This is a genomic window from Kitasatospora sp. MAP12-44 (assembly GCF_029892095.1).
Classification (GTDB): Bacteria; Actinomycetota; Actinomycetes; order Streptomycetales; family Streptomycetaceae; genus Kitasatospora.
In genome coordinates, this window is sequence record NZ_JARZAE010000004.1 from 539,107 (window position 1) to 560,954 (window position 21,848).

At 73.0% G+C, this 21,848-nt stretch carries 19 protein-coding genes; 11 read left to right on the forward strand and 8 right to left on the reverse strand.

Going from position 1 to position 21,848, the window contains the following annotated elements; genetic code table 11:
• Nucleotides 1-83 precede the first annotated feature (83 nt).
• Together rfbA and P3T34_RS03580 are read left to right on the forward strand one after the other, a co-directional pair.
• Entirely contained in the window at nucleotides 84-995 is a 912-nt protein-coding gene (gene rfbA, locus P3T34_RS03575; RefSeq protein WP_280664497.1) for a glucose-1-phosphate thymidylyltransferase RfbA, read from the forward strand.
• Between the two features lie 43 nt (nucleotides 996-1,038).
• Nucleotides 1,039-1,662, forward strand: coding sequence for a phosphatase PAP2 family protein (locus P3T34_RS03580; RefSeq protein ID WP_280664498.1), 624 nt, complete (start codon nucleotides 1,039-1,041; stop codon nucleotides 1,660-1,662).
• 99 nt (nucleotides 1,663-1,761) lie between these two features.
• On the opposite strand, the gene P3T34_RS03585 is transcribed toward P3T34_RS03580, so the two are convergent.
• Entirely contained in the window at nucleotides 1,762-2,469 is a 708-nt protein-coding gene (locus tag P3T34_RS03585; RefSeq protein ID WP_280664499.1) for a response regulator transcription factor, read from the reverse strand.
• Nucleotides 2,470-2,607: 138 nt separating this feature from the next.
• Here P3T34_RS03585 and P3T34_RS03590 point away from each other — a divergent pair, with 138 nt between their 5' ends.
• Complete coding sequence (locus P3T34_RS03590) at nucleotides 2,608-3,297, forward strand: response regulator transcription factor (RefSeq protein ID WP_280664500.1); 690 nt, start codon at nucleotides 2,608-2,610, stop codon at nucleotides 3,295-3,297.
• A gap of 26 nt (nucleotides 3,298-3,323) precedes the next feature.
• Here P3T34_RS03590 and P3T34_RS03595 read toward each other — a convergent pair whose 3' ends face one another.
• From P3T34_RS03595 to P3T34_RS03605, 3 genes are read right to left on the reverse strand one after another with little or no spacing between them, the layout of a single operon-like run.
• Entirely contained in the window at nucleotides 3,324-4,409 is a 1,086-nt protein-coding gene (locus P3T34_RS03595) for an LCP family protein (RefSeq protein WP_280664501.1), read from the reverse strand.
• Nucleotides 4,409-5,926, reverse strand: a complete 1,518-nt coding sequence (locus tag P3T34_RS03600) for a nucleoside-diphosphate sugar epimerase/dehydratase (RefSeq protein ID WP_280664502.1) — start codon at nucleotides 5,924-5,926, stop codon at nucleotides 4,409-4,411. The genes P3T34_RS03595 and P3T34_RS03600 overlap by 1 nt, the downstream gene beginning before the upstream one ends.
• Nucleotides 5,927-5,932: 6 nt before the next feature.
• Nucleotides 5,933-7,186: a DegT/DnrJ/EryC1/StrS family aminotransferase gene (locus P3T34_RS03605; protein ID WP_280664503.1), complete on the reverse strand. Its 1,254-nt coding sequence runs from the start codon at nucleotides 7,184-7,186 to the stop codon at nucleotides 5,933-5,935.
• A gap of 135 nt (nucleotides 7,187-7,321) precedes the next feature.
• Between P3T34_RS03605 and P3T34_RS03610 the strand changes: the two genes are divergently transcribed.
• Both P3T34_RS03610 and P3T34_RS03615 read left to right on the forward strand, forming a co-directional pair.
• Nucleotides 7,322-8,857 (forward strand): polysaccharide biosynthesis C-terminal domain-containing protein, encoded by a 1,536-nt coding sequence (locus P3T34_RS03610; protein WP_280664504.1) that lies wholly within the window; start codon nucleotides 7,322-7,324, stop codon nucleotides 8,855-8,857.
• Complete coding sequence (locus P3T34_RS03615) at nucleotides 8,857-9,996, forward strand: hypothetical protein (RefSeq protein ID WP_280664505.1); 1,140 nt, start codon at nucleotides 8,857-8,859, stop codon at nucleotides 9,994-9,996. Before P3T34_RS03610 ends, P3T34_RS03615 begins: the two co-directional genes overlap by 1 nt.
• A 71-nt stretch (nucleotides 9,997-10,067) precedes the next feature.
• On the opposite strand, the gene P3T34_RS03620 is transcribed toward P3T34_RS03615, so the two are convergent.
• A complete protein-coding gene (locus P3T34_RS03620; RefSeq protein WP_280664506.1) occupies nucleotides 10,068-11,603 on the reverse strand; it encodes a hypothetical protein in 1,536 nt (511 codons plus the stop codon).
• 365 nt (nucleotides 11,604-11,968) lie between these two features.
• Here P3T34_RS03620 and P3T34_RS03625 point away from each other — a divergent pair, with 365 nt between their 5' ends.
• The gene (locus P3T34_RS03625; RefSeq protein WP_280664507.1) at nucleotides 11,969-12,595 is read left to right on the forward strand and encodes a TetR/AcrR family transcriptional regulator C-terminal domain-containing protein; all 627 of its coding nucleotides are present in this window, start codon (nucleotides 11,969-11,971) and stop codon (nucleotides 12,593-12,595) included.
• 52 nt (nucleotides 12,596-12,647) lie between these two features.
• On the opposite strand, the gene P3T34_RS03630 is transcribed toward P3T34_RS03625, so the two are convergent.
• The 3 genes from P3T34_RS03630 to P3T34_RS03640 form a co-directional block, all read right to left on the reverse strand.
• Complete coding sequence (locus P3T34_RS03630; RefSeq protein WP_280664508.1) at nucleotides 12,648-14,063, reverse strand: O-antigen ligase family protein; 1,416 nt, start codon at nucleotides 14,061-14,063, stop codon at nucleotides 12,648-12,650.
• Nucleotides 14,064-14,087: 24 nt separating this feature from the next.
• Complete coding sequence (locus tag P3T34_RS03635) at nucleotides 14,088-15,566, reverse strand: polysaccharide biosynthesis tyrosine autokinase (RefSeq protein ID WP_280664509.1); 1,479 nt, start codon at nucleotides 15,564-15,566, stop codon at nucleotides 14,088-14,090.
• A 150-nt stretch (nucleotides 15,567-15,716) separates the two neighbouring features.
• A complete protein-coding gene (locus P3T34_RS03640) occupies nucleotides 15,717-16,670 on the reverse strand; it encodes a class I SAM-dependent methyltransferase (protein ID WP_280664510.1) in 954 nt (317 codons plus the stop codon).
• 155 nt (nucleotides 16,671-16,825) lie between these two features.
• On the opposite strand from P3T34_RS03640, the gene P3T34_RS03645 reads away from it, so the two are divergent.
• The 5 genes from P3T34_RS03645 to P3T34_RS03665 are packed head-to-tail and all read left to right on the forward strand — an operon-like array spanning nucleotide 16,826 to nucleotide 21,825.
• Nucleotides 16,826-17,899: a glycosyltransferase gene (locus P3T34_RS03645; RefSeq protein ID WP_280664511.1), complete on the forward strand. Its 1,074-nt coding sequence runs from the start codon at nucleotides 16,826-16,828 to the stop codon at nucleotides 17,897-17,899.
• Nucleotides 17,896-18,870, forward strand: a complete 975-nt coding sequence (locus P3T34_RS03650; protein ID WP_280664512.1) for a glycosyltransferase family 2 protein — start codon at nucleotides 17,896-17,898, stop codon at nucleotides 18,868-18,870. Before P3T34_RS03645 ends, P3T34_RS03650 begins: the two co-directional genes overlap by 4 nt.
• Before the next feature lie 5 nt (nucleotides 18,871-18,875).
• Nucleotides 18,876-19,562 (forward strand): sugar transferase, encoded by a 687-nt coding sequence (locus tag P3T34_RS03655; protein ID WP_280664513.1) that lies wholly within the window; start codon nucleotides 18,876-18,878, stop codon nucleotides 19,560-19,562.
• 50 nt (nucleotides 19,563-19,612) lie between these two features.
• A complete protein-coding gene (locus P3T34_RS03660) occupies nucleotides 19,613-20,611 on the forward strand; it encodes an NAD-dependent epimerase/dehydratase family protein (RefSeq protein ID WP_280664514.1) in 999 nt (332 codons plus the stop codon).
• The gene (locus P3T34_RS03665) at nucleotides 20,608-21,825 is read left to right on the forward strand and encodes a glycosyltransferase (protein ID WP_280664515.1); all 1,218 of its coding nucleotides are present in this window, start codon (nucleotides 20,608-20,610) and stop codon (nucleotides 21,823-21,825) included. The genes P3T34_RS03660 and P3T34_RS03665 overlap by 4 nt, the downstream gene beginning before the upstream one ends.
• Nucleotides 21,826-21,848: the final 23 nt, after the last annotated feature.

Genomic DNA, 21,848 nt, shown 5'->3' on the forward strand with positions numbered 1-21,848 from the left:
TGGATGGTAACCGCCGGCCCTGAGAGCTTTCTGGCCTGCTGAGCCTCAGCGAATTGTGCGGGTTGGCGCCATAGTCTGCGCATATGCGAGGAATTGTGCTGGCGGGTGGCACCGGATCACGACTGTGGCCGCTGACCCGCGTGGTGTCGAAGCAACTGCTACCGGTGTTCGACAAGCCGATGATCTACTACCCGCTCTCCACTCTCGTGATGGCCGGGATCCGCGAGATCCTGGTGATCACCACCGCCGAGGACCTCCAGCAGTTCCGGCGACTGCTGGGCGACGGCTCGCAGCTGGGCCTGCGCCTGGAGTACGCCGTCCAGGAGCGGCCGGAGGGGATCGCCCAGGCGTTCCTGCTGGGTGCCGACTTCATCGGCGACGGGCCGGTGGCCCTGATCCTCGGCGACAACATCTTCCACGGCAGCGGCCTCGGCACCCGCCTTGCCCGCTACACCGGCGCCAGTGGCGCCAATGGCGCTGCCGACAACGCCGGTATCACCGGCGGGCGGATCTTCGCCTACCCGGTGGCGGACCCGCGGGCGTACGGCGTGGTCGAGTTCGACGCGACGGGCGCAGTGCTCTCGATCGAGGAGAAGCCGGCCCGGCCGAGGTCCAGGTACGCGGTGCCGGGGCTCTACTTCTACGACAACCGGGTGGTGGAGATCGCCCGGGGCCTGAAGCCGAGCGCGCGCGGCGAGTTGGAGATCACCGGGATCAACGAGAGCTACCGCGAGGCGGCCGAGCTGAACGTCACGCTGCTCGACCGGGGCACCGCCTGGCTGGACACCGGCACCTTCACCACGATGGTGCAGGCCGCGGAGTTCGTCCGAGTGGTCCAGGAACGTCAGGGGTTCAAGGTCGGCTGCCTGGAGGAGACCGCCTGGCGGGCCGGACTGATCGACGCCGGACAGCTGCGCGAGCTCGCCGAACCGCTGGTCAAGAGCGGCTACGGACAGTACCTGTTGGACCTGCTGGAGGAGACGGGGTCCCGGTGAGGTTCCGCCAACTGACGTGTCCCCAAGCCCGAGTGGGCCGGCGGTGAGCGCGACCCTCGCGGGGCTCGACGGCGCCCGGATCGACGGCGGCTGGTACACCACGGTCACCGACTTCGCCCGCGACACCCACTGGCTGAACGAGCCGCTGCGCGCCTGGAGCGACTACGGTGCGTTCTTCTTCGGTCTGCTGCTGGTACTCGGCTGGTTCGGTGCCCGTCGTGCCGATGCACGGACCATGGCCGGAGCGCTCAGCGCCATCCTCGGCGTGGCGCTGGCCTATGCGGCGGACGCCCTCATCAAGGAGATCGTCAGGGAGCCGCGGCCATGCCGGGCGCTGCCGCACGACTTCCAGGTGGAGGCCTGTCCCGCGCCTTCGGACTACGCCTTTCCGAGCAACCACGCGACCTTCGCGTTCGCGGCGGCCGCGGCCCTGCTGCTGGTGAACCGCCGGCTCGGGTGGATCGCCGCAGTGGCCGCGGTGCTGATGGCCTTCGCCCGTGTCTACGTGGGCGCGCACTACCCGCACGACGTGATCGCGGGGGCCCTGCTCGGCATCCTGGTGGCTGTCGCCACGGTTCGGACCGGTCGGCGGCTCGGCGCGCCTGTGGTCGAGCGGCTGCGCGCGGGACCGCTGCGGCCGCTGGTCGGCTCCGGGCCGCGCTCGTGACGCCTTGCCCCCGTCATGACACCGCGTCGCCGTCATGACACCGCATCGCCGTCGTGAAAGCGTGCCATCATGAAAGCTCGCCGTCGTGAAAGCTGGCCGTCAACGCGACGCCGACGCTTCGCTGCCGTTCGGGGCCGCGTCGACCGGCGGCAGGGCGTTCGGCAGGGCGACCCGGTGGGCCAGCGCCACGGCGGCCACCGAGGAGTGCACGTCCAGCTTGATCATCAGGTTCTGGATGTGGGTGCGCACGGTGTTGGTGGAGAGGAAGAGCCGCCGGCCGATCTCCGCCCGGCTCATCCCCGCCGAGAGGCAGCCCAGCACCTCGCGCTCGCGCGTGGTGAGGGTCGCCAGCCGTCCGGTGTCCTCCTCAAGACCGTCGCGTAGCGTGACCAGTTCGGCGAGCACCCGGGTGAGCAGCTGAGGCGGGATCCAGGTCTCCCCGCGCTGCACCCCCCGGATGACGGCCAGCAGGTGCTGCACGGAGCTGTCCTTGGGTACCCAGCCGCGCACGCCGGCCCGGACGGCGGCGCAGGCGAGATCGTCGGTTCGGGAGCCGTCGCTCAGCACGATCAGCGGGACCGACAGCCGACTGGGCCAGGGGGACTGCACCTGCGGGGAGTCCGCCCGGCCCAGCAATCCGATGTCCGCGACCACGACGTCCGCATGCAGCTCCGCAGCGACCCGGCAGGCCGCCTTCATTCCGGTGACCGCGCTGCCGACCATTCCGACCTGTCGTAAGCCCAGCGCAAGTACCTCTGCGACCGAGCGGCGCCGGTCTGCCACCACGACGCGGATCTCGCCAGCCATGCTTCTGAGGCTGCCACCGAAAGCGTCGTGCGGCCAGCGGCGGTGGACTTCGGCGGTGGACTTCGGCGGTGGACTTCGGCGGCGTTCTCTGTTTCGCTGGTTGTGCGGCGCTGTTCTCCGCTACGTAAGGCGTTCACCATGGCTACTCCCCCACTGGCGAAGCTCGTCGTCGCCGATGCCTCCCGGCTGCATGCCGAGGCCTTGGCACTCGTCCTGTCAGGCCGGGGATACCGAGTCCAGGCCACCGCCTCCACCTGCGGTGGGCTGTTACGGGCCGTGACGGCCTGCCACCCCGACACCTGCATCGTCGATCTGCAACTGCTGGACGGACGGGCCCTGGACGTGATCACGCAGATCCGCGTGCGCGAACCGCAGACCAAGATCATCGTGCTCTCCCGGGAGATGGACCCCGGCTCGGTGGCCGCCGCGACAAAGGCCGGCGTGGTCGGCTACCTGGGCAAGGACAAGAGCTTCGACCTGCTGGACCGCGCGCTGCGGACGGTGGAGTCGGGCGACCGCTTCATCGAGCCGACCCTGGCCCCGCAGGCCCAGCGGCGGGTCGACGAGCGCCAGGCCGGCGACCAGGCGCTGCGCTGGCTCACCCAACGCGAGCGCGAGGTGCTGCGGCGGCTGACCGAGGGCGACGACACGACCGAGATCGCCAGGGGGCTGCGGATGACCACCAACACCGCGCGCACCCACGTGCAGAACGTGCTCGACAAGCTCGGGGTGCACTCGCGGCTGGAGGCCGTGGCGCTGGCCCATCAGGCGGGTGTCGAGCGGACGGAAGTCCATCAGGCGGGCGGCGCCTGGTCGGGGCTCGACTGAGTGGGACTCGACTGATGGGCCAGCGCTCATTTCACGGTGCTCGGCAGCAGGTTTCCGGTGCCGTACTGGGCGATCCAGGAGGACAGCCTGTCGGTGCTCACGGCCTTCCAGAGCGCGGGCGCCTTGGTCGCGTCCAGGCTGAGCGCGTCCTGGCCGTCCACGGTCATGAACCCGCCGAGCGGCGGCTCGACGAAGGTCACGTTGCCGGATCCCAGATTGCGCATGCCGAGCGCCAGGTCGCGCAGCTCGCTGTTGGAGAGCTGCGAGTCGACACTGACCGCCTTGGCGGTGGCATCCATCAACCGGCTGAGTCCGAACGGGTCGGTCAGCGAGATCTGGCCCGCCACCTTGGTCATCAGGGCTCGCAGGAAGTTCTGCTGGCGGGCGATCCGGTCCAGGTCGCCGTTCGGCAGCCCATAGCGCTGGCGGACGTAGGCCAGCGCCGTCGCCCCGTCCATGGTGGTGGTCCCGGCGGTCCAGTGGCGGTTCTGCTCGGGGTCGTAGGAGTTGCCGGGGATGGTGATGGTCACGCCACCGACCGCGTTGGTGAGCGAGGTGAAGCCACTCCAGTCGATCGCGCCGAAGTGGTCGATCCGGATGCCGGTGTACTGCTCCACGGTCTGGATCAGCAGCGGCGGGCCGCCCCAGGAGAAGGCTGCGTTGATCTTCGCCTCTCCGTGCCCCGGGATCGGCACCCAGGTGTCGCGCGGGATCGAGACCAGGTAGGCCTGGTGACGGTCCGAGGTCAGGTGCAGCAGCATGATCGTGTCAGTGCGCTGGGCGCCGTAGGTCCACAGCGGGGCGCCCGCGGCATTGCCGGTGGTCGGCAGGTCCGAGCGGGCGTCCAGGCCCACCAGCAGGAAGGTCAGCGACTTGCCGGCCTCCGGCGGTTTGACGGGGCGTTGGTCGGCCGGGAGGTTCGGCAGCGCGTTCGGGATCCGCTGTACCTCGCCCGCGTAGTGGTTGGTGCCCCACTCCACGGTGCCCACGCCGATCATCAGCAGACCGAGCAGCACGGCGACGAGCGACACGACGACGTGGCGCAGGTGGCGGCGCCGTTTCGCGGCGCGGTCCTGCGGCGGCAGCGGCTCCTTGGGCTGGCTTGTCCTCATCAGAAGTCGTCCGGGTAGGGGGCCGCGGTCACCAGCCGTTGATCCGCCGAGGCAGCGGCGGCCTGGACCGGCCCGGGGTCGGGGAAGCCGGGCAGCAGCCTGGCCAGTCGGCGGCGCACCTCGGTAGCGTCGTCGCGCCAGGCGGCCGCGTACAGGGAGGGCAGCTGCGGGCCGACGGCCGACGGCTCGCGCGCGTCGCACGGGACCGTGGCGTAGATGGCCGGGTGGGCGGTCGGCTGTCGGCGCTCGTGGACCGAGAAGAGCGTCTCGTCGAGCTTCTCGCCCGGCCGCAGCCCGGTGAAGCGGATCTGCAGCCGGCCGGCGTTCATCTGGTGGGCGTACCGCTCGACCAGGTCGAGGATCCGCACCGGCTCGCCCATGTCGAGGACGAAGACCTCGCCGCCGCGGGCCAGTCGCCCGGCCTCCAGGACCAGTCCGGCGGCCTCCTCGATGGTCATGAAGAAGCGCGTCATGTCCGGATGGGTCACTGTCACCGGTCGGCCGGAGCGCAGTTGCTCCGCCAGCACGTCCAGCAGCGAACCGCGGCTGCCCAGCACATTGCCGAAGCGCACGGCGGCGAAGACCGTCGGCCCGGCCCGGCGGGCCTGCACGATCAGCTCGGCCAGCCGCTTGGTGGCGCCGAGCACGGAGATCGGGTCGGCGGCCTTGTCGGTGGAGATCAGTACGAACCGCTCGACGCCGTACGTCGCCGCGACCTGGACCAGCTGGTCGGTGCCGAGCACGTTCGACTTCACGCCTTCACACGGATGGTGCTCCAGCATCGGCAGGTGCTTGTGGGCCGCGGCGTGGAAGACCACCTCGGGTCTCAGCCGGTCGAAGACGTGCTCAAGCCGGGCGCGGTCCCGGATGTCGGAGATCACCAGGTCCTCGTCGTTCAGGGCCGCGCCGAAGAGCTCCAGCTGGAGGCGGTGCAGGTTCGACTCGTCGTGGTCGAGCAGGAAGAGCCGACTGGGACCGAAGCCGTAGACCTGACGGCACAGCTCGCTGCCGATCGAGCCGCCCGCACCGGTCACCAGGACCCGCCGTCCGGCGACGCTCCGGCGGGCCTGGGCGCCCACCACGTGCACCTCCTGACGGCCGATCAGCTGATTGACGTCCAGCGCCCGCAGGTCGCCGCCGACCACGTCGCGGCGCAGCGCGGCGATGAACGAGGGCAGGTAGCGAACGCTCGCCCCGAGGGCCGCCGCGGCGCCGGTCACCTGCTGGAAGCGCTGCGCCGAGAGGCCCGGGATCGCCACCACGACGACCTCGATCCGGTGCGCGGCGACGACCTCCTCGGTCCGGTCCAGTGGGCCGAGCAGCGGGAGGCAGCTGTTGCCCGCCTTCGCGGGGTCGTCGTCCAGGAAGCCCACCGGGCGGAGGCCGAACTCCGGCGCCCGGAGCAGGTCGCGGGCCAGTGCCCAACCGGCCTCGCCCGCACCGACGATGAGCGTGCGCAGGCCGCCGTCGGGTCGCGGTACGGGCACGGGCGGGGCGGCAGGGGAGGTCCAGGTCATGGCGGGTCAGCTTCCAAGGGACGAGGGATCGGCGAGCCGCCCGAGCGCCGCGCAGACGCGGTCGACCTGGGCCTCGGTGAGGCCGGGGTGCAGGGGCAGCGAGAGCAGCTGGGGAAAGAGCAGATCAGCGCCGGGCAGCCCGCCCGCGGGGCGCAGGGCGGCGCGACGGAAGTAGCCGAGCCGGTGCAGCGGGATGAAGTGCACCGAACTGCCGATGCCGCGCTCGGCGAGCTTGACGACCAGCTCGTCGCGGGACATGCCGAAGGCGGGCCGAACCCGCACCACGTACAGGTGCCAGGCGTGCCGGCCGGAGGCGGGGACGGTCGGCGGGGTGAGTCCGGGGACCTCGCGCAGCCGAGCGGTGTAGCGGGCGGCGAGGAGTTCGCGCCGGCGCTGCCAGTCCGCGAGGTGGCGCAGCTGCGCGCGGCCGATCGCGGCCTGCAGGTCGGTCATGTTGGCCTTCAGGCCGTCCTCCTCGACCGCGTACCGCCAGCTGCCGCCGGGCAGGTTGCGGCGCCAGGCGTCGGCCGACATCCCGTGCAGGCTGGCGCGGCGGATCCGGGTGGCCAGCTCGCCGTCGTCGGTGGTCACCATGCCGCCCTCGCCGATCGGCAGGTTCTTGGTGGCGTAGAAGCTGAAGCAGGCGGCCCGCGACTGCGCGCCCACCGGGCGTCCGTCCAGGTAGGTGCCCAGTGCGTGCGCCGCGTCCTCGACCACCCGCTCCAGCGGCAGCCCAGCGGCCTCGGCGAGCTCGGCCAGTGGCGCGGGCGCCCCGCCGAAGTGCAGCACCAGCATGGCCCGCGGCCGGCCGCTGCCGTGCGCCGCGCGGGCGGTGGTGGCCGGGGAGGGCATGCCGGTGACCGGGTCGACGTCCACCAGCAGCGGGCGCAGGCCCGCGTGCAGCACGGCCTGCGCGGCTCCGCAGAAGGTCAGCACGGGTATCAGGACGAGCGAGCCGCGCGGCAGCCGCAGCGCCCGCAGGGCGAGCTCGATCGCCGCCGTGCAGGAGCTCACCGCCACCGCGTGCCGGGCCCGCACCCAGTCGGCGAACTCGCGCTCGAAGAGCGCGCTCTGCGGCCCGGTGGTCACCCACCCCGAGGCCAGCACCCGCTGCGCGGCCTCCCGCGCCTCCGGGCAGATCTCGGTCCGGGCGAACGGGACGGGCGCGGGCGGCGGGTCGGCGGGACGCTGGTCGACGGGACGCTGGTCGGCGGGACGCTGGTCGGCGGGACGCGCCGCACACTGCTGGGAAGTCTCCACGCTCAGCAACCTAGGCAGCGCGGGGCCGGCGCGGATCCGGTGGCAGGACGAGTTCGGCTACGCCATGTGCGGATCGAGGCCTCTCGGTGCTTTGGCCCCGGGGTACGGTGCGAGGACAGGTTGGAGGGCAGAGTTGTGCTGAACCTCGACCGGCTGCGCGCCCGTTCGGGCGGCTACGCCGGTGGGCTCTTCGCCGGGACGGGCTACAGCGCCGTCGCGCAGGCCGCCCCACTGGTGGTGAACGTCGCGCTGACGCCCGTGCTGATCCGCCGGCTGGGGCTGGACCGGTTCGGCCTGTGGTCGCTCGTCCTGGTCCTGCTCTTCACGCTCACCTCGCTGGACGGCGGGGTGAGCGCCTCCCTCGCGCGCTTCTACGCCTTTCGCGGGGCCCACGCGGACCGGGCCGGCGCCGGTCGGCTGCTGGTCGGGTCGCTGGCCCTCTTCCTGGCGCTCGGGGCGCTGGTCACCGGTGGCTGCCTGCTCCTGGCACCCGCGGTCGGGCTGCTGCACATCTCGCCCCAGCTGCACGGCGAGGCCGTCGCGGTGCTGCGCTTCCTCGGTCCGCTGCTCACCCTCGCCCTGGTCTCGGACTCGGCTGCCTCCCTGCTCCAGGCGCACGGCCGGTTCCGCGCGCTGGCCGGGGCCACCCTGGGCTCCTGCGCCGTCTACGCGGCCGGTGTGCTCATGCTGGTCCACGGCGGTGCCGGCTCGCTCACGGTGCTGGCGGCCGTCACCGCGCTGCGGTTCGTGGTGCTGGCGGTCACCGGCCTGCTGCTCGGAGCACGGCACCTGGCGATCCGTCGGCCGCTGCTGCCCGAGCGGGCCGAGCGGCGTGAGTTCACCGGCTACGCCGTGCGGATGCAGCTGTCCGGCCTCACCGTCTTCCTCAACGGCGAGATCGACGCCTTCGTGATCGCCGCGCTGCTGCCGGTCCGGTACGTGGGAATGTACGCGGCCGGCTACCAGGTGGCCGCGGCGCTGCGCAGCCTGCCGCTGTACGCCTTCCCGCCGGTGCTCACCCGGCTCACCGAGGTCTTCGCCCGCAGTGGCCTGCCCGGCGCGGTGCGTGAGTACCAGTGGCGGCAGGCCCGCTGGCTGCCCGCGGTGCTCACCTACGGCGCGGTGACGACGGTCGCCGCGCCCTTCGCGGTCCGGGCCTGGCTCGGCCCCGGGCTGGCGCTGAGCGGAGCGGTGGCCGCCGTACTGCTGGCGGGCTACAGCATCCATGTGGCGCTCACCGGGATGCGCACCTGCCTGGTGCGCGCGGTCGGCCGCCCCGGGCTGGAGACCCGCTACTCCTGGCTCGCGACCGTGGTCAACACCGTGCTCACCGTGCCGTTCGCGCTGGCTTTCGGCATGCTCGGGGTGGTCGCCGCCACCGCGGTCGGGTTGGTCGCGGGCTCGGCCTACTTCGTGCTGCTCTGCCGCCGGTTCACCGGTCCGCGCGAGCGGCGGGTGTCCGCGCGGTGGAGTCTGGTGGCCGCCCTCGCGGCAACGGTGACGCTGGCGGGCGAACTGCCGGTCGTACTGACCGGCTGGCACGGGACGCTGCCGCTGCTGCTGGCCGGCCTTCCGGTGCTGGCGGGCCTGGCGGTCGCGGCGGGCGCGATGGCCCGGATGCTCCCCCGGGAGGCGGCGGCGCGGCCGACCGTCGGGGCGGGGCGGTCGTGATGAGCACCGCGGCGCCCCGGCGGGTCCTGATCCTCTGTCAGCTGGACGACTACGCGAACCGGCTGAAGCCGCTTCAGGTGGAGCGCTTCCTGCGCGAGCGCGGCCACCAGGTCGTGCTCGCCGACACCTACCGGCTGAGCCGGGCGTCCACGGCCAGGGGAAGCCTCGGCGCCCGGCTGCCGGCCCCGACACCGCGCAGGCTCGCCCTCTACGCGACCGAGGCGGCCGGCGCCCTGCTGGTCGGCAGGTGGCCGACCGGGCGGCGGTTCCTGTCGTACTACCTGCTGCTCGCGGACCACCGGCTGCGCCGCGCGATCCTGCGCAGCGCGCTGCCACTGGACGCCTTCGACCTGGTCATCTGCGAGGACCCGTACGACGCGGGCGCGCTCACCGCGGTCGGCTCGGCCCGCACCCTGTACGACTGCCCCACCCCCTGGGCCGACGAGCTGCGCTACGAAGGGCGCCTGACGGTCCGTCAGCACCACCGGCTCCGCCGGAGGGAGGCCGCGCTCTTCGAACAGGTGGACCACCTGGCCTTCCACTGGGACTCCTACGCCCGGTACGCCGTCACGCACTACGGCATCAGCGGCCGCAACCTGCTGACCCTGAACTTCGGCTGCACGCCGTCCGCCGAGCGGGCGCGTTTCGCGGACCGGCCGCGGATCGTCTACCTCGGCTCGCTCGGCTCCCGGTTCATCGACCTTCCGCTGCTCTCGCGGCTGGCCGAGCGCTACCCGCACATCGACGTCTACGGGGGCCCGCCGCCGGATCCGCGGCTCGGGCTCAACTACCGGGGGTACGCCCGACAGCCCGACGTGCTGCGCGAGTACCAACTCGGCCTGGTCACCTGCACCCAGGACGAACTGCGCCGGGACGGCTTCTCGGCCAAGCACCTGCAGTACTTCGCGCACGGGCTGCCGGTCCTGGTGCCCGCCTGGCGCCGGCACCTGGAGGAGTTGCCCGGGTCCGTGCCCTACACGGAGTCGAACTTCCTGTCGGCCGTGACCGCTCTCGCCGAGGAGCCGCGGTGGCGACGGCTCAGCGACCTGGCCTACGCGCAGGCGCGGCGGCTGGCCTGGGACCAGACGCTGCGCCCACTGGAGTCGCTGCTGGCCGACCTGCCGCCTCGCATCCGCTGAGCACGCTGCTGAGCACGCAGCAGCCGGGGCCGGCGCGGTGGCCGGCCCCGGGTGGTGGATCTGATGCAGCGTCAGTTACCCGGTGTGGCAGTGGCGTTCGGCGCCGCGTTGCCCACCGTGCGGGTGATGATGGGCCATTCGTTGTGGTACTGCGCGAACGGCAGGTCCTTCTCCAGCAGCGGGGTGCCGAGGATGGCGATGCGCGCCATCACGGCTCCCGTGACGTCGAGACCGCCGTAGAGACCGGCCGTGCCGGTGACGGTCGGGGCGGCGCCGCTGCTGTCGACGTCGACCTCGCCGTTCACCGCCGCCCGCAGGTACGGCTCGACGGTGGCCTTCACGCCCAGGCTGTCGTAGAGCGCGACGGAGCCGTCCGCGACCAGGCCGCTGCGCACGTTGGCGGTGCCGGTGAACTTCGCCTTGACCGGGGAGACCTTGGTGGTGACGGGTTCGGTCGCCGAGGTCCAGCCGCCCGCCTTGGTGTAGTCGGCGTGGATGGCCCAGTCGCCGTCCACCTGCTGCGTGGTGTCGACGGTGACGGTGCCGTCGGCGCTGACCTCGGCGTAGAGGGTGAGGTTGAGGGTGATCACGACGGGCACCGTGCCGACCATCACCGTCGGGGTGGCGGTGAGCGTGGCGATCGGGATCTTCACCTGGCCGGTGGAGCCGGAAAGGCTCGCGGTGAGGTGCCAGTTGGCGTGGGCGCCCAGGTCGAAGCCGACCTTGGCTTGATCGGCGCCGAGGATGCCGGAGGTGCCGTGGTAGGAGAACGCGACGCTGGGGTCGAGTTCGAGCGAGCCATTGAGTGTGGCGGTGGCTCCACCGGGCAGCGGGATGCTGTCGTTGGCGTCCAGCTCCAGGGCGCCCGAGGCGGAGCCGTCGCCACCGTCGGGGTTCGGGACGTAGGAGGCCTTGAGGTCCTTGAGCTTCGGGGTGATCTGGATCTTGTGCGGGTCGAGGGCGCTCTTGATGTCGGCCCAGGTCTGGCCGAGCAGTTCGGAGATGGTGGCCGGGCGGGTGGTGGCGGTCACCTTGCCATCGGTGGCCGGTGTGACGCCGGTGATCGCGAGCAGCGCTCCGTGCGGAGCGGCCGCCGACGGCGGGCTGTCGATCAGCTGGCCGGGCCGCACCGCAGCGGTGGTCGCGGCCGAGGCGGCCGGGCTGGGGGTGCCCGGCTTGCCGGCGTCGGCAACGGCAACGGCAAGGACGGCCTTGCCGCTCTTCTGGTCGTAGGAGTCCAACGTGAGGTCGGGGGTGGTGGCCGCGGCGGACCCCCCGGACGGGGCCGGAGCGGCCGACGCCGCGTTCGGCGCCGGTGTGTGGGCGCCGGTCGGGCCGGTCGACGGTCCGACAGGCGAGGCTGTCGCCGACCGGGCCGGTGCTACGGCCTGCGCCTGGTCGGCGGCCGGGGTCACCAGGGTCACCGGCTGGCTTGCCGAGGGCGGCAGCGTGTCCGACAGGTTACCGTCGATCGCGGTGGATGCGGCCTGGGCGGCCGCGTTGGAGGGGTTGGCGGACTGCACGGCCGGCGCGGTCGGGTCGCAGGCGCTGAGCGTGAGCACAACGGATGCGGCGAGCGCGGGCAGCGCGAGGGTACGCATGGACATGCGGAGGGTCACCTTCGGCGAAAGGCGGACAAGGGGCTGGTGGCAGGCCGCTGAATGTCAGGCTGAATGTCAGGGACCTGCCAGATATGGCGTCGGCAACGTCCACCGCAAAAAAGCCGCAGTGGCTCCCGGCAAGTCGAGGGGGTCGCACGCGTGGTAGCCGAAGTCCGCCGTCGGCCAAGCCCCGGAGACACGTCGCCCTCCGCGGCCACTCCTGCCGATGACGGGGCACCAGCAGGCAGCATCCACCCGGCGCCCCCTAAAACTAGAGCCAGTAGTTTTGCCTGATCGAGAACGTACACTAGCCCGTGTCCGCAGCCCAACACGGGGGCGGGACAGGACCGACAGTGCGAGAGGAGAGCGAGATGGGCAGGCCGTCACGGTCCCTGCTGACCCGGGACGGGATCATGGAAGCCGCTCTCGCCCTGGTCGACGAGGAGGGCGCCGAAGCCCTGTCGACCACCCGACTCGCGGCCCGACTGGGCGTCAAAGGCCCGTCGCTCTACAACTACGTCTCCAGCCGCGCCGAGATCGTCACCGGGATCTGCGATCTCATCGTCGCCGAGATGGAACTCGACCCGGCCATCCGCCCGTGGACCGCCGCGCTCGACAACTGGGCCCGCGCCTACCGCGCCGCGTTCGCCGCCCACCCGAACATGGTCCCGCTGCTGGTCACCCGGCCGACGCAGTCCATCGCCGCATTCCAGGGCTACGCCGACACCTTCGCCCTGCTGCGCGAGGCCGGCTGGCCGGAGGATCGGCTGGCACCGATCGTGCAATGCCTTGAGTACTTCCTCGCCGGTGCGGCCCTCGACTTCGGCGCACCGCGCGCGACTTCGCTGCCGACCGAGGGGCTGCCCCCCGGCCTGGAGCCGCTCCTGAACGCTCCGCCAGACCTGCGCGATGTCGCCTTCGAGATCGGCCTGAGCACGCTGCTTCGCGGCTTCGAGGAGATGCTCGACAGCCTGCGGCCCGCCGGCCGGCCGAGCTGACACCCGGGAGGCGGCGCACCGCAGCCGGGTAACGCCGAGGCCGGGGGCCGTCTCATCGCCCGTGAGCAGCGCGAGCCCTGACCTGAGCGCTCGCGGCGTGGGAGCCGAGCGTGCCCGTCCGCCCGGCCGGAGCGGACGGCGCGGATGGCCCGCCGCGGCGGGCTGCCACCGGAAGCAGCGTGGCGGCCACCAGGGTGAAACTCAGCCAGTCGTTGACACCGAAGGACCAGGGCCGTTCCAGGCAGGAGGCGACCAGCACCGGCGCGAGCACACAGGCGGCCGCGGCCAGGCCCGCACCACCGCCGCGCAGCAGCAGGTAACCGAGCAGGACGAGGAAGACGACCAGCCCGATGACGCCGCCGGCGTACAGCACGTCGAGCCACTGGTTGTGCACCGAGTAGGTGAGCGCCACCGGGATCTCGCCCAACTGGTAGAGGCCGGACCAGGCCTTGGCGCCGAAGCCGTAGAGCGGCGAGGACGGCAGCTGCTGGCGGGCGACGTCCCAGAAGTAGACCCGCTGGGAGAGCGCGTCGGCGCTCAGGTTCAGGAACGGCAGGATCAGGCCGACGGCGGCGGCCCCGCAGACCACGCACCCGGCCAGCAGCGAGCGTCCCGCCGACAGCGGCCGCCGGCTACCAGCCGGGTACTCCTCCGGCAGCCGGGGGCGCAGCAGCACCAGGAGCAGCAGCGCGATGCCTGCGGCGGCGATGGCCTGCCGGCTGCCCGTGGCGAGCACCACCAGCCCGGTGTACCAGGCCAGCAGCACCCGGATCCGGCCGCGCAGCCCGAGCCAGATGAACGGCACCGAGAGCGCCAGGGCCAGACCGAAGGTGTTCTCGTTGCTGAACACTCCGGTGTACAGCACCCCGAGGACCCCGCACTTGTCACTGCGGCAGTCCCGGAACGCGCCCGTCCCCACCACCAGCGCCTGCACCCCGCTGAGCACGGTGAGCAGCAGGCCGGTCATCGCCGCGCCCAGCAGGGCCGAGCGGCCCGGTCTGGCGACCGCCGCCGCCAGCAGCACCACCAGCAGCACCACCTGGCGGCTGGCGAAGATCTGATGACCGTTCAGGCCGTCGGAGACTGCCAGCACCAGGCAGAGCGCGGCGGCGATCAGCGGTGCGACGTTGATCCGGGCCCGGCCGCTGACACAGCGCAGCACCAGGAACGCCGCGCACCCCAGGAGCAGCGCGGCGTTGACGGCCTGGTCCACCCGGTAGGCGGCGGCCGGCAGTCCCACCTCGGGGTTGCCGAAAGCGTCCGTCAGCACGGGCTGCTGGCTGGTCGCGAAGTCGGCCGCGATGGTGGGCAGGCTGCCGGCCATCCCGACCGCGAGGACCAGCGTGGTGGTCAGGGTCCAGTCGTGGGCCGTGCGGGCCCTGACCAGCCCGACCAGGATGGGGATCAGCGCCAGCAGGGCGGTGATCCCCAGGACCAGTGCGGCTGACTGCGGAGACAGCGGAGACATGGGTTGCCCGACCCGACCGCGGCGCTATCCGCGCGGCTGCTCTAGCCGGCTGCGGGCGCCGGCCACCGGCACACCGTCCGTCAGCGGGCCCGAGCCCGCGCGCCGGCTCGCGGCGCCGTTCCAGCCGTCGGGCCAGGGCACCGGCCGCTGCCCGGTGTCCGGTGCCGGACGGCCCTTCGGCGCGGTGCGCTCCGTGCGGCTGCGGGGTACCGCGGTCAGCACCGCACCCAGCACCCTGGTGTCCACCGCCCTCAGGCTCTCCAGTGCTCGGCGGGCCCCGGCCTGGTGCGTCACGCCGCTGCGGACCACCAGCAGCGCGTGGCCGGCCTCGGCGGCCAGCAGCGCCGCGTCGGTGAACGGCAGCAGGGGCGGGCTGTCCAGCAGCACCAGGTCCGCGCGCTCCTGCAGCACGTTCAGCAGAGCGCGCAGGTCGGCACCGGCCAGCAGTTCACCAGGCTCGGCGGGCAGGCCGCCGGCCGTGACGACCTGGAGCAGCCCGCCGCCCCAGTCCTGCACCGCCTCGCCCGGCGTGGCCGCCGCGGTGAGCAGCTCGGTGAGACCGGGTTGCGAGGCGAGGCCGAGGTACTCGGCGAGCCGTGGCTCGCGCAAGTCGCTCTCGACCAGCACGATCCGGCGGCCGGTCTGCGCGTAGCTCAGCGCGAGGTCGACCGCCATGGTGGTGCGGCCCTCGCCCGGCAGCGCGCTCGCCAGCACGACCGCGCGCGGCGGCTGCTCGCCGGCGGCGTAGCGCAGGGCGGTGCGCAGCTGCCCGAGGTCCTCCGCCCGGCGCGATCCGCGCGGGTCCGCGACCGGCGAGCGACCGCGCAGCGCGGGGTCGGCCGACACCGCGCCCAGCGTCGGCAGGCCGAGCTCGCGGCGTACGTCGTCCCGGGTCCTCATCCGGGTGTCCAGGGAGGCCCGCAGGATGGCGCCGCTGACGCCCACGGCGAGCCCGGCGGCCAGTCCGATCCCCAAGTACAGCGCGGGCTGCGGGCTGGTCGGCGAGGTGGGCGCGGTGGACGGGCCGACCGCGCTGACCTTCACCAGCGTGGCGCCGCCGCCGGGCGACGTCTGCTCGATCTGGGCCACGAACTGGGTGAACTGCACCGCGGTCTCGTTGGCGATCGCCTGCGCCTGCTGCGGCGAGCTGTCGGTCACCTTGATGTCGACCAGCACGGTGTCCAGTGGCGCGGTCGCACTGATCTTGCCGGCCAGCTGGCTGGGTGTGGAATGCAAGTGCAGCGCGTTGATCACGCCGTCGATGACCGGCGGGCTGTTCACGATCTGGGTGTAGGACTTGACCCGCTCCTCCGAGAACAGGCCGCCCTGATAGGCGTTGGCGCTGCTCACGTCGCTGGTGGCGACGAAGAGCCGAGCGTGCGCGCTGTAGCTGCGGGGTGTCAGGGCGACCGCGGCGGCCGCGGCGGCGACAAAGACGAGCACGCAGGCGACAACGAAACGCCATCGCTCGCGCAGCACTCGGGCGTAGTCGCGCAGGTCCATCGGGTTCCTCCGTCCGTCGACCGGCGGCATCGCGCGCGGTTGGGACTCGGACGGTGCCAACGCTACGGACCGCCCGGTGATGGGGGATGCAGCGGTGGTGGGAGCCTGACTACGTCTTTTGCGGACCGCGGGGTCCTGAGCGCCGGTGTCTCAGCCAGGCGGCTGCGCTCCCCGGTAGTACTCGACGATCTGCGCGGGTGACATGCCGTCCGCCCGCTTGCGGCCCAGGAAGTAGCAGGCGCAGGCGCTGTCCTCGGCATAGCGGGGCGGGACGGCCGCGTCCAGCAGCCGCAGCCAGCCCAGCAGCCCGCGCGCCAGCCGACCCGCGGTGGCCGAGCGGGTGAGCCCTCGGGCCAGGTGGTCCAGGCTCCACAGCAGCTGGGTGCCGGGTCCCGCGACGGCACCGGCGTCCAGCTCGGCGAAGCGGCGGAACAGGTAGCGGTGGCCGCTCAGGGTGAAGCGGGTGAAGTCGTAGGGGCCGGCGTGCACTTGTTGCAGGAACGGCGTCTCGGCGTACACCAGGCCGCCCGCCGTGAGCACCCGGTGGATCTCGGCGACGACCAGCGCCGGGTCCAGCACGTGCTCCAGCACCGCCTGGACCACCACCGCGTCGACGCTCCGGTCGGCCAGCGGGATCTGGTGGGCGTCGGCCACGAACTGCGTCCACGGGCTGGGGGCGATGTCGAAGCCGATCAGCCGGATCCGGGGATCGCTGTAGAGCGCTGCCGTCCCGTTGCCGACCGTCGCGCCGCCGACCACCAGCACCGTCGGGGCGGGTCCTGGCAGTGCCCGTAGCAGCCGGCCCGTGTTGCGCACCGCCACCCGGTTCACCGGACGCCACAGCCCGCGCAGCCGCGGTGGCAGGCGTTCCAGGGCCGGTCGCGGCGGACCGGTGCCCGGTCGGCCCGCCGTCGGGCGGGGCAGCACGCTTCGCTCGAAGTCGACCAGTACGGGGCTGCCCCCGATCACCGGGAAGGACCCCACCTGGTGCAGCGCGCAGTGCGGCGCGGCGCAGCGGAAGGCGGTGGGCTCGGCCACCAGGGCGCAGCGGCAGCGGGGGCAGACCAGCAGCGGGCGGACGGTACCCGGGTCGGCGAGCGGCACGTGCCCTCCCGTGGTCGGCGCGGTCGAGGGACGGACGACTGGGACGGGCTACAGCGATTCTCGTCCGAATGCGGGAGCCGCCGACGGCCGTTCTCCTCTTACCTGAGTGTCATACAGGTCAGCGAAGGTCTGCCTGCCGAACCCGGGCGAAGGTCGTGAACACGCGGAGCACTCCCATCAGCCACTGCGCCATCACTCCCTACGGCCGCGGCGCCGGCAGCGCGCGGGTGCGGGTATTCGAGTGGCTGGACCTGGTCGACACCGACTTCGTGGTCAGCAGCTACCTGGCCCGGCGCGACGCCCGGCCGGCTCAACTGGCCCGCCGACCGGCCGCCGTGGCCAGGGCCGAGCTGCGACTGCGGGCGATCGCGGCCGCGCGCCCGGGCCGGCTGCTGCTGCACCGGGAGGCCTCCCCGCTCAGCCGTGGCGGCCTGGAACGCCTGCTGATCAGCCGCGCGGAGTTCGCGGTCTACGACTTCGACGATGCCTTGCAGTGGGACCACGGGAACGGGTCGCCGCTGCGGCGGCTGGCCCCCAAGGCCCCCAAGGCACTGGCCGCCGTGCAGTGCGCCGACCGGGTGGTCGCCGGGTGCCCGGTGCTCGCCGACTGGGCCGGCGAGCACCACCGCGACGTCCGGATGATCCCCAGCTGCGTGGATCCGGCCGGTTACCTCCGCAAGAACAGCTACGCGCTGCACGACCCGCCCCGGCTCGGCTGGCTCGGTTCGCCGGGCAACGAGCGGTACCTGCTGCTGATCGCGGACGCACTGGCCGAGGTGCACCGCCGCACCGGAGCCCGGTTGACCCTGATCGGCACCACCCGCCGCTCACTCGGCGCCCTGGAGGGCATCGTCGACCGGGTCGACTGGAGCGAGGCCCGCCAGGGCGCCGCGTTGGCCGAGCTCGACGTCGGCCTGATGCCGCTCCCGGACACCGCCTACAGCCGGGGCAAGTGCGGCTACAAGCTGTTGCAGTACGGCGCTGCCGGCCTGCCCGCGGTGGCCGATCCGATCGGTGTCAACGCGGAGATCCTGGCCCGCTTCGGCCTGCCCGCGCCGCGGGGCGCGGGCGAGTGGGCCGAGGCGCTCCTCGGCCTGCTGGGCTGCTCCGCCGCCACCCGGGAGCGCCTGGGCGACCGGGCCCACCAGGTCACCTGCCGGCAGTACTCCTACCAGCGCTGGCTGCCGGAGTGGACCGCCTCGCTGGAGCTGGGCAGGGCCGTCGCATGACCACCGTCTCCTCGGCCAACCGGACCCGCACAGCGACGGTCGACGTGGTGATCGTCAACTGGAACACCGGGCCCGCTCTGCGCGCCTGCCTGCGCTCGATCGAGCGCACCGACCGATCGGTGCTGGAGGTCGGTGCGGTGGTGGTGGTCGACAACGCCTCGCGCGACCGCTCGGCGGACCGGCTGGAGCCGTCCGCCCTCCCGCTCAGCATCGTGCGCAACCGCGAGAACCGGGGCTTTGCCGCAGGCTGCAACCAGGGCGCCGCCCACCGCACGGGCGACTACCTGCTGTTCCTCAACCCGGACACCGAGCTCTACCCGGACACGCTGCGGACGGTCGGCGAGTTCCTGAGCACCCCCGCGGCCGCCGACGTCGGGATCCTGGGCGGCCGGATTCTCGACGCGCGGGGCCGGCCCGGCATCTCCTGCTCCCGGTTCCCGACCCTGCCCATCCTCTTCGGCAAGATGACCGGACTCGACCGGATGCTGCCGACCGTCTTCCCCCCGCACCACCTGGGGCCCGCCGAGACCCGCCGCTCCGGCCCGGTCGACCAGGTGATCGGGGCGTTCTACCTGGTCCGGCGCCCGCTGTTCGAGCAGCTGGGCGGCTTCGACCAGCGCTACTTCCTGTACTACGAGGAGGTGGACCTGGCACTGCGGGCCCGGCAGTGCGGCTGGCGGTCCTACTACCTCGGCGAAGCCCGGATCTACCACGCCGGGAACACCAGCACCGACCAGGTCCGCGGCCGCCGGCTCAGCTACTCGCTGCGCAGCCGCACCCTGTACTCCCGCCGCCACTGGTCGCGCGGCCAGGCCGGACTGCTGGTCGTGCTGACTTTCGCGGTCGAACTGCCCGCCCGGCTGGCCAGGGCCGTGCTGCATGGCAGCCGGGCGGAGCTGCGCGAGACCGTCGACGGCCTCGCGGGCTATCTGCGCTGGCTGCTGCGGCGGGCCCCCGCAGCGGGGAGCTGAGCCCCATGGCCCTGGCCAGCCGCCCTCGCGTGTCGCAGCCGCCGCAGCCGCAGCCGCAGCCGCAGCCCCGGTGGCCCGGCCGGGCCCGCCGGTTCCTCGATGTCGTCACCGGGCTGTCAGCCCTGCTGCTGCTCTCCCCGCTGCTGCTCGTGCTCGCCGTGGTGGTGCGCGCGAGCAGCGCCGGCCCGGTGCTCTTCCGCCAGCAGCGAGTCGGCGAACGCGGCCGGCTGTTCACCCTGTACAAGTTCCGATCCATGCGCGCCGGCGCCACCGGCCCCGAGGTGACCGGTCGCGGTGACCCGCGGGTGACCCGGGTGGGCCGGCTGCTGCGCGCTACCAGCCTCGACGAGCTCCCGCAGCTGCTCAACCTGCTGCGAGGCGACATGACCCTGGTCGGGCCGCGTCCGGAGACTCCCGCGCTGGCCCGCCGCTATCCGCCGCAGTGCCGCTGGGTCTTCGCCTACCGCCCCGGCCTGACCGGGCCGGTCCAGCTGCGCGCGAACGAGCTGGCGGCCGCGCCGCAGGGCGTCGCCGATCCGGAGGCGTACTACCTGGAGGTCCTGGTGCCGCAGCGGGTCGCGCTGGACAGCGAGTACCTCGCGACCTCCTCGATCGCGGGCGACCTGGCCGTCGTGCTGCGCACCGTCGGGCACCTGCTCGCGCTGCGGCGCCTGCTCCCACCAGCTCACTGAACACCTGTCAGAACTGAACACCTGTCAGCAGGGGGGCAAGGAGGTTCGAGATGCGCACCGTGGTCACCGGCGCGGCCGGATTCATCGGGTCCCACCTGTGCGAGCACCTGCTCGGCTGCGGCGACGAGGTGGTCGGCGTCGACTCAATGACCGACTACTACGACCCCGGGCGCAAGGAGCGCAACCTCGCCGCCCTGCTCGGTCGCCCGCGCTTCGCCTTCCGGCGCGCGGACCTGCTGGGCATACCGCTCGCGGAGCTCTTCGCCACCACCGAAGTGGTCTACCACCTGGCCGGCCAGCCGGGCGTGCGGGCCTCCTGGGGCGAGAACTTCGCGCAGTACCTGGAGCGGAACGTCCAGGCGACCCAGCGGGTGCTGGAGGCCGCGCGCGGGGCGCGGCTGCGCAAGCTCGTCTACGCCTCCAGCTCCTCGGTCTACGGCGACGCCGAGGCCTACCCCACCGCCGAGACCCTGCGACCGCGACCGGTCTCCCCCTACGGCGTCACCAAGCTGGCCGCCGAGCACCTGTGCGAGCTCTACCGGACCTGCTTCGGCCTCCCGACCGTCTCGCTGCGGCTATTCAGCGTCTACGGCCCGCGCCAGCGCCCCGACATGGCCTTCGCTCGGCTGATCCCGGCCGCACTCACGGGCGATCCGTTCCCCCTGCACGGCGACGGCCTGCAGACCCGGGACTTCACATATGTGCGGGACGTGGTGACGGTGATGCGGCAGGCCGCGCTGCGCCCGTGGACCGGGGTGGCCAACGTGGGCGGGGGCCAGTGCGTGACGATGAACCAGGTCATCGACATCGTCTCCGAGTTGGCCGCGCCGGTGGTGCTGCGCCGACTGCCGGAGCAGGACGGCGACGTGCGGCACACGGCCGCCGACACCGCACTGGCCCGGCGCCACCTCGGCTACCGGCCGAGGGTGGGGATCCGCGAGGGGCTCGCGGCCATGGTCGAGGCCGAGCGCGCGACGCGGGTCGGAGCCCTGGTGGGTGCGGCGGCGGCCGGCGCGCCGGCCGTGACGGGTTCGGCGGTGCCACGATGACCGGCTGGCCTGCCGCCCCGGCGCTGGTTGCCCCCCGCAGGCAGCTGCCGCCCCAGCCCGCCCCACCCCGGGTGAAGGTGCTGCACGTGATCACCCGGTTCTGGGCGGGCGCGGGCGGCAACACGCTGATGACGGCCGTCGGCATGGATCCGCAGGTGTACGAGGTCTGGGTCGCCGGGGTGCCCGGTGGCGACCTGTGGGAGCGGGCCCGGGCGGCCGGTGTGCGGACCGTGGAGATCCCGGGCTTTCGCGAAGTGCTCACCCCGGCCGACCTCTTGGTGCTGTGCCGGCTGATCCGGCTGATCCGGCGCGAGCGGTTCTCCGTCGTGCACACTCATTCGGCGAAGGGCGGCTTCCTGGGGCGGTTCGCCGCCGGCGCCTGCCGGACGCCGGTCGTGGTCCACACCTTCCACGGCCTCAGCTTCCACGACCGGATGCCGCGTGGCCGGCGGGCGCTCTACCGCCGCTTGGAGCGGCTGCCGCGCCGGTTCACGGACGTCTTCCTCGCGGTCGCCCCGCAGCTGGCCCGGGAGGTGGTCGAGCAGCGGCTCGCGCCACCCGGGCGGGTACGGGTGGTGCCCTCGGCCGTCGACCTGGAGGACATCCCCGCCGACTACGACCCGGCCGCCCGCTGGGAGCTGGGCGTACCGGAGAGCGTCGCGCTGGTCGGCACGATCGGTCGGATCGACCGGCAGAAGGCACCGCTGGACTTCGTCAGAATGGCGGCGGCGGTGCACGCCGAGCACCCCGACACCGCGTTCGTGATGGTCGGCGGCGGCCCGCTGGAGGACGACGTGCGGGGGCTGGCGGCCGAACTGGGCGTGCCGGTGCAGCTCGTCGGGTATCGTCCGGACGCCGCGAGACTGGTCGCGGGTCTGGACGTCTTCGTCGTCGCCTCGCTCTACGAAGGACTGGGTCGAGCCCTGACCGAGGCGCTGGCCGCGGCCCGTCCGGTCGCGGCCACCTGTGTCAACGGCATCCCCGACCTGGTGGAGCCCGGCGCCACCGGCCTGCTCTCGGCGCCGGGCGACCCCGCCGCGCTGGCCCGCGCGGTCGGCTGGCTCCTCGACCACCCCGAGCAGGCGAGCGCGATGGGCCGCCAGGGCCGCGCCCGGGTCCGCGCGACCTTCGACCCGGCGGCCATGTGCGCGGCCATCGACCACTGCTACCGCCACCTGCTCGGCCTACCGACGGTGTCCCCGGACAGGCCCTAAGCGCGGAGGCACCTAGCGGAGGC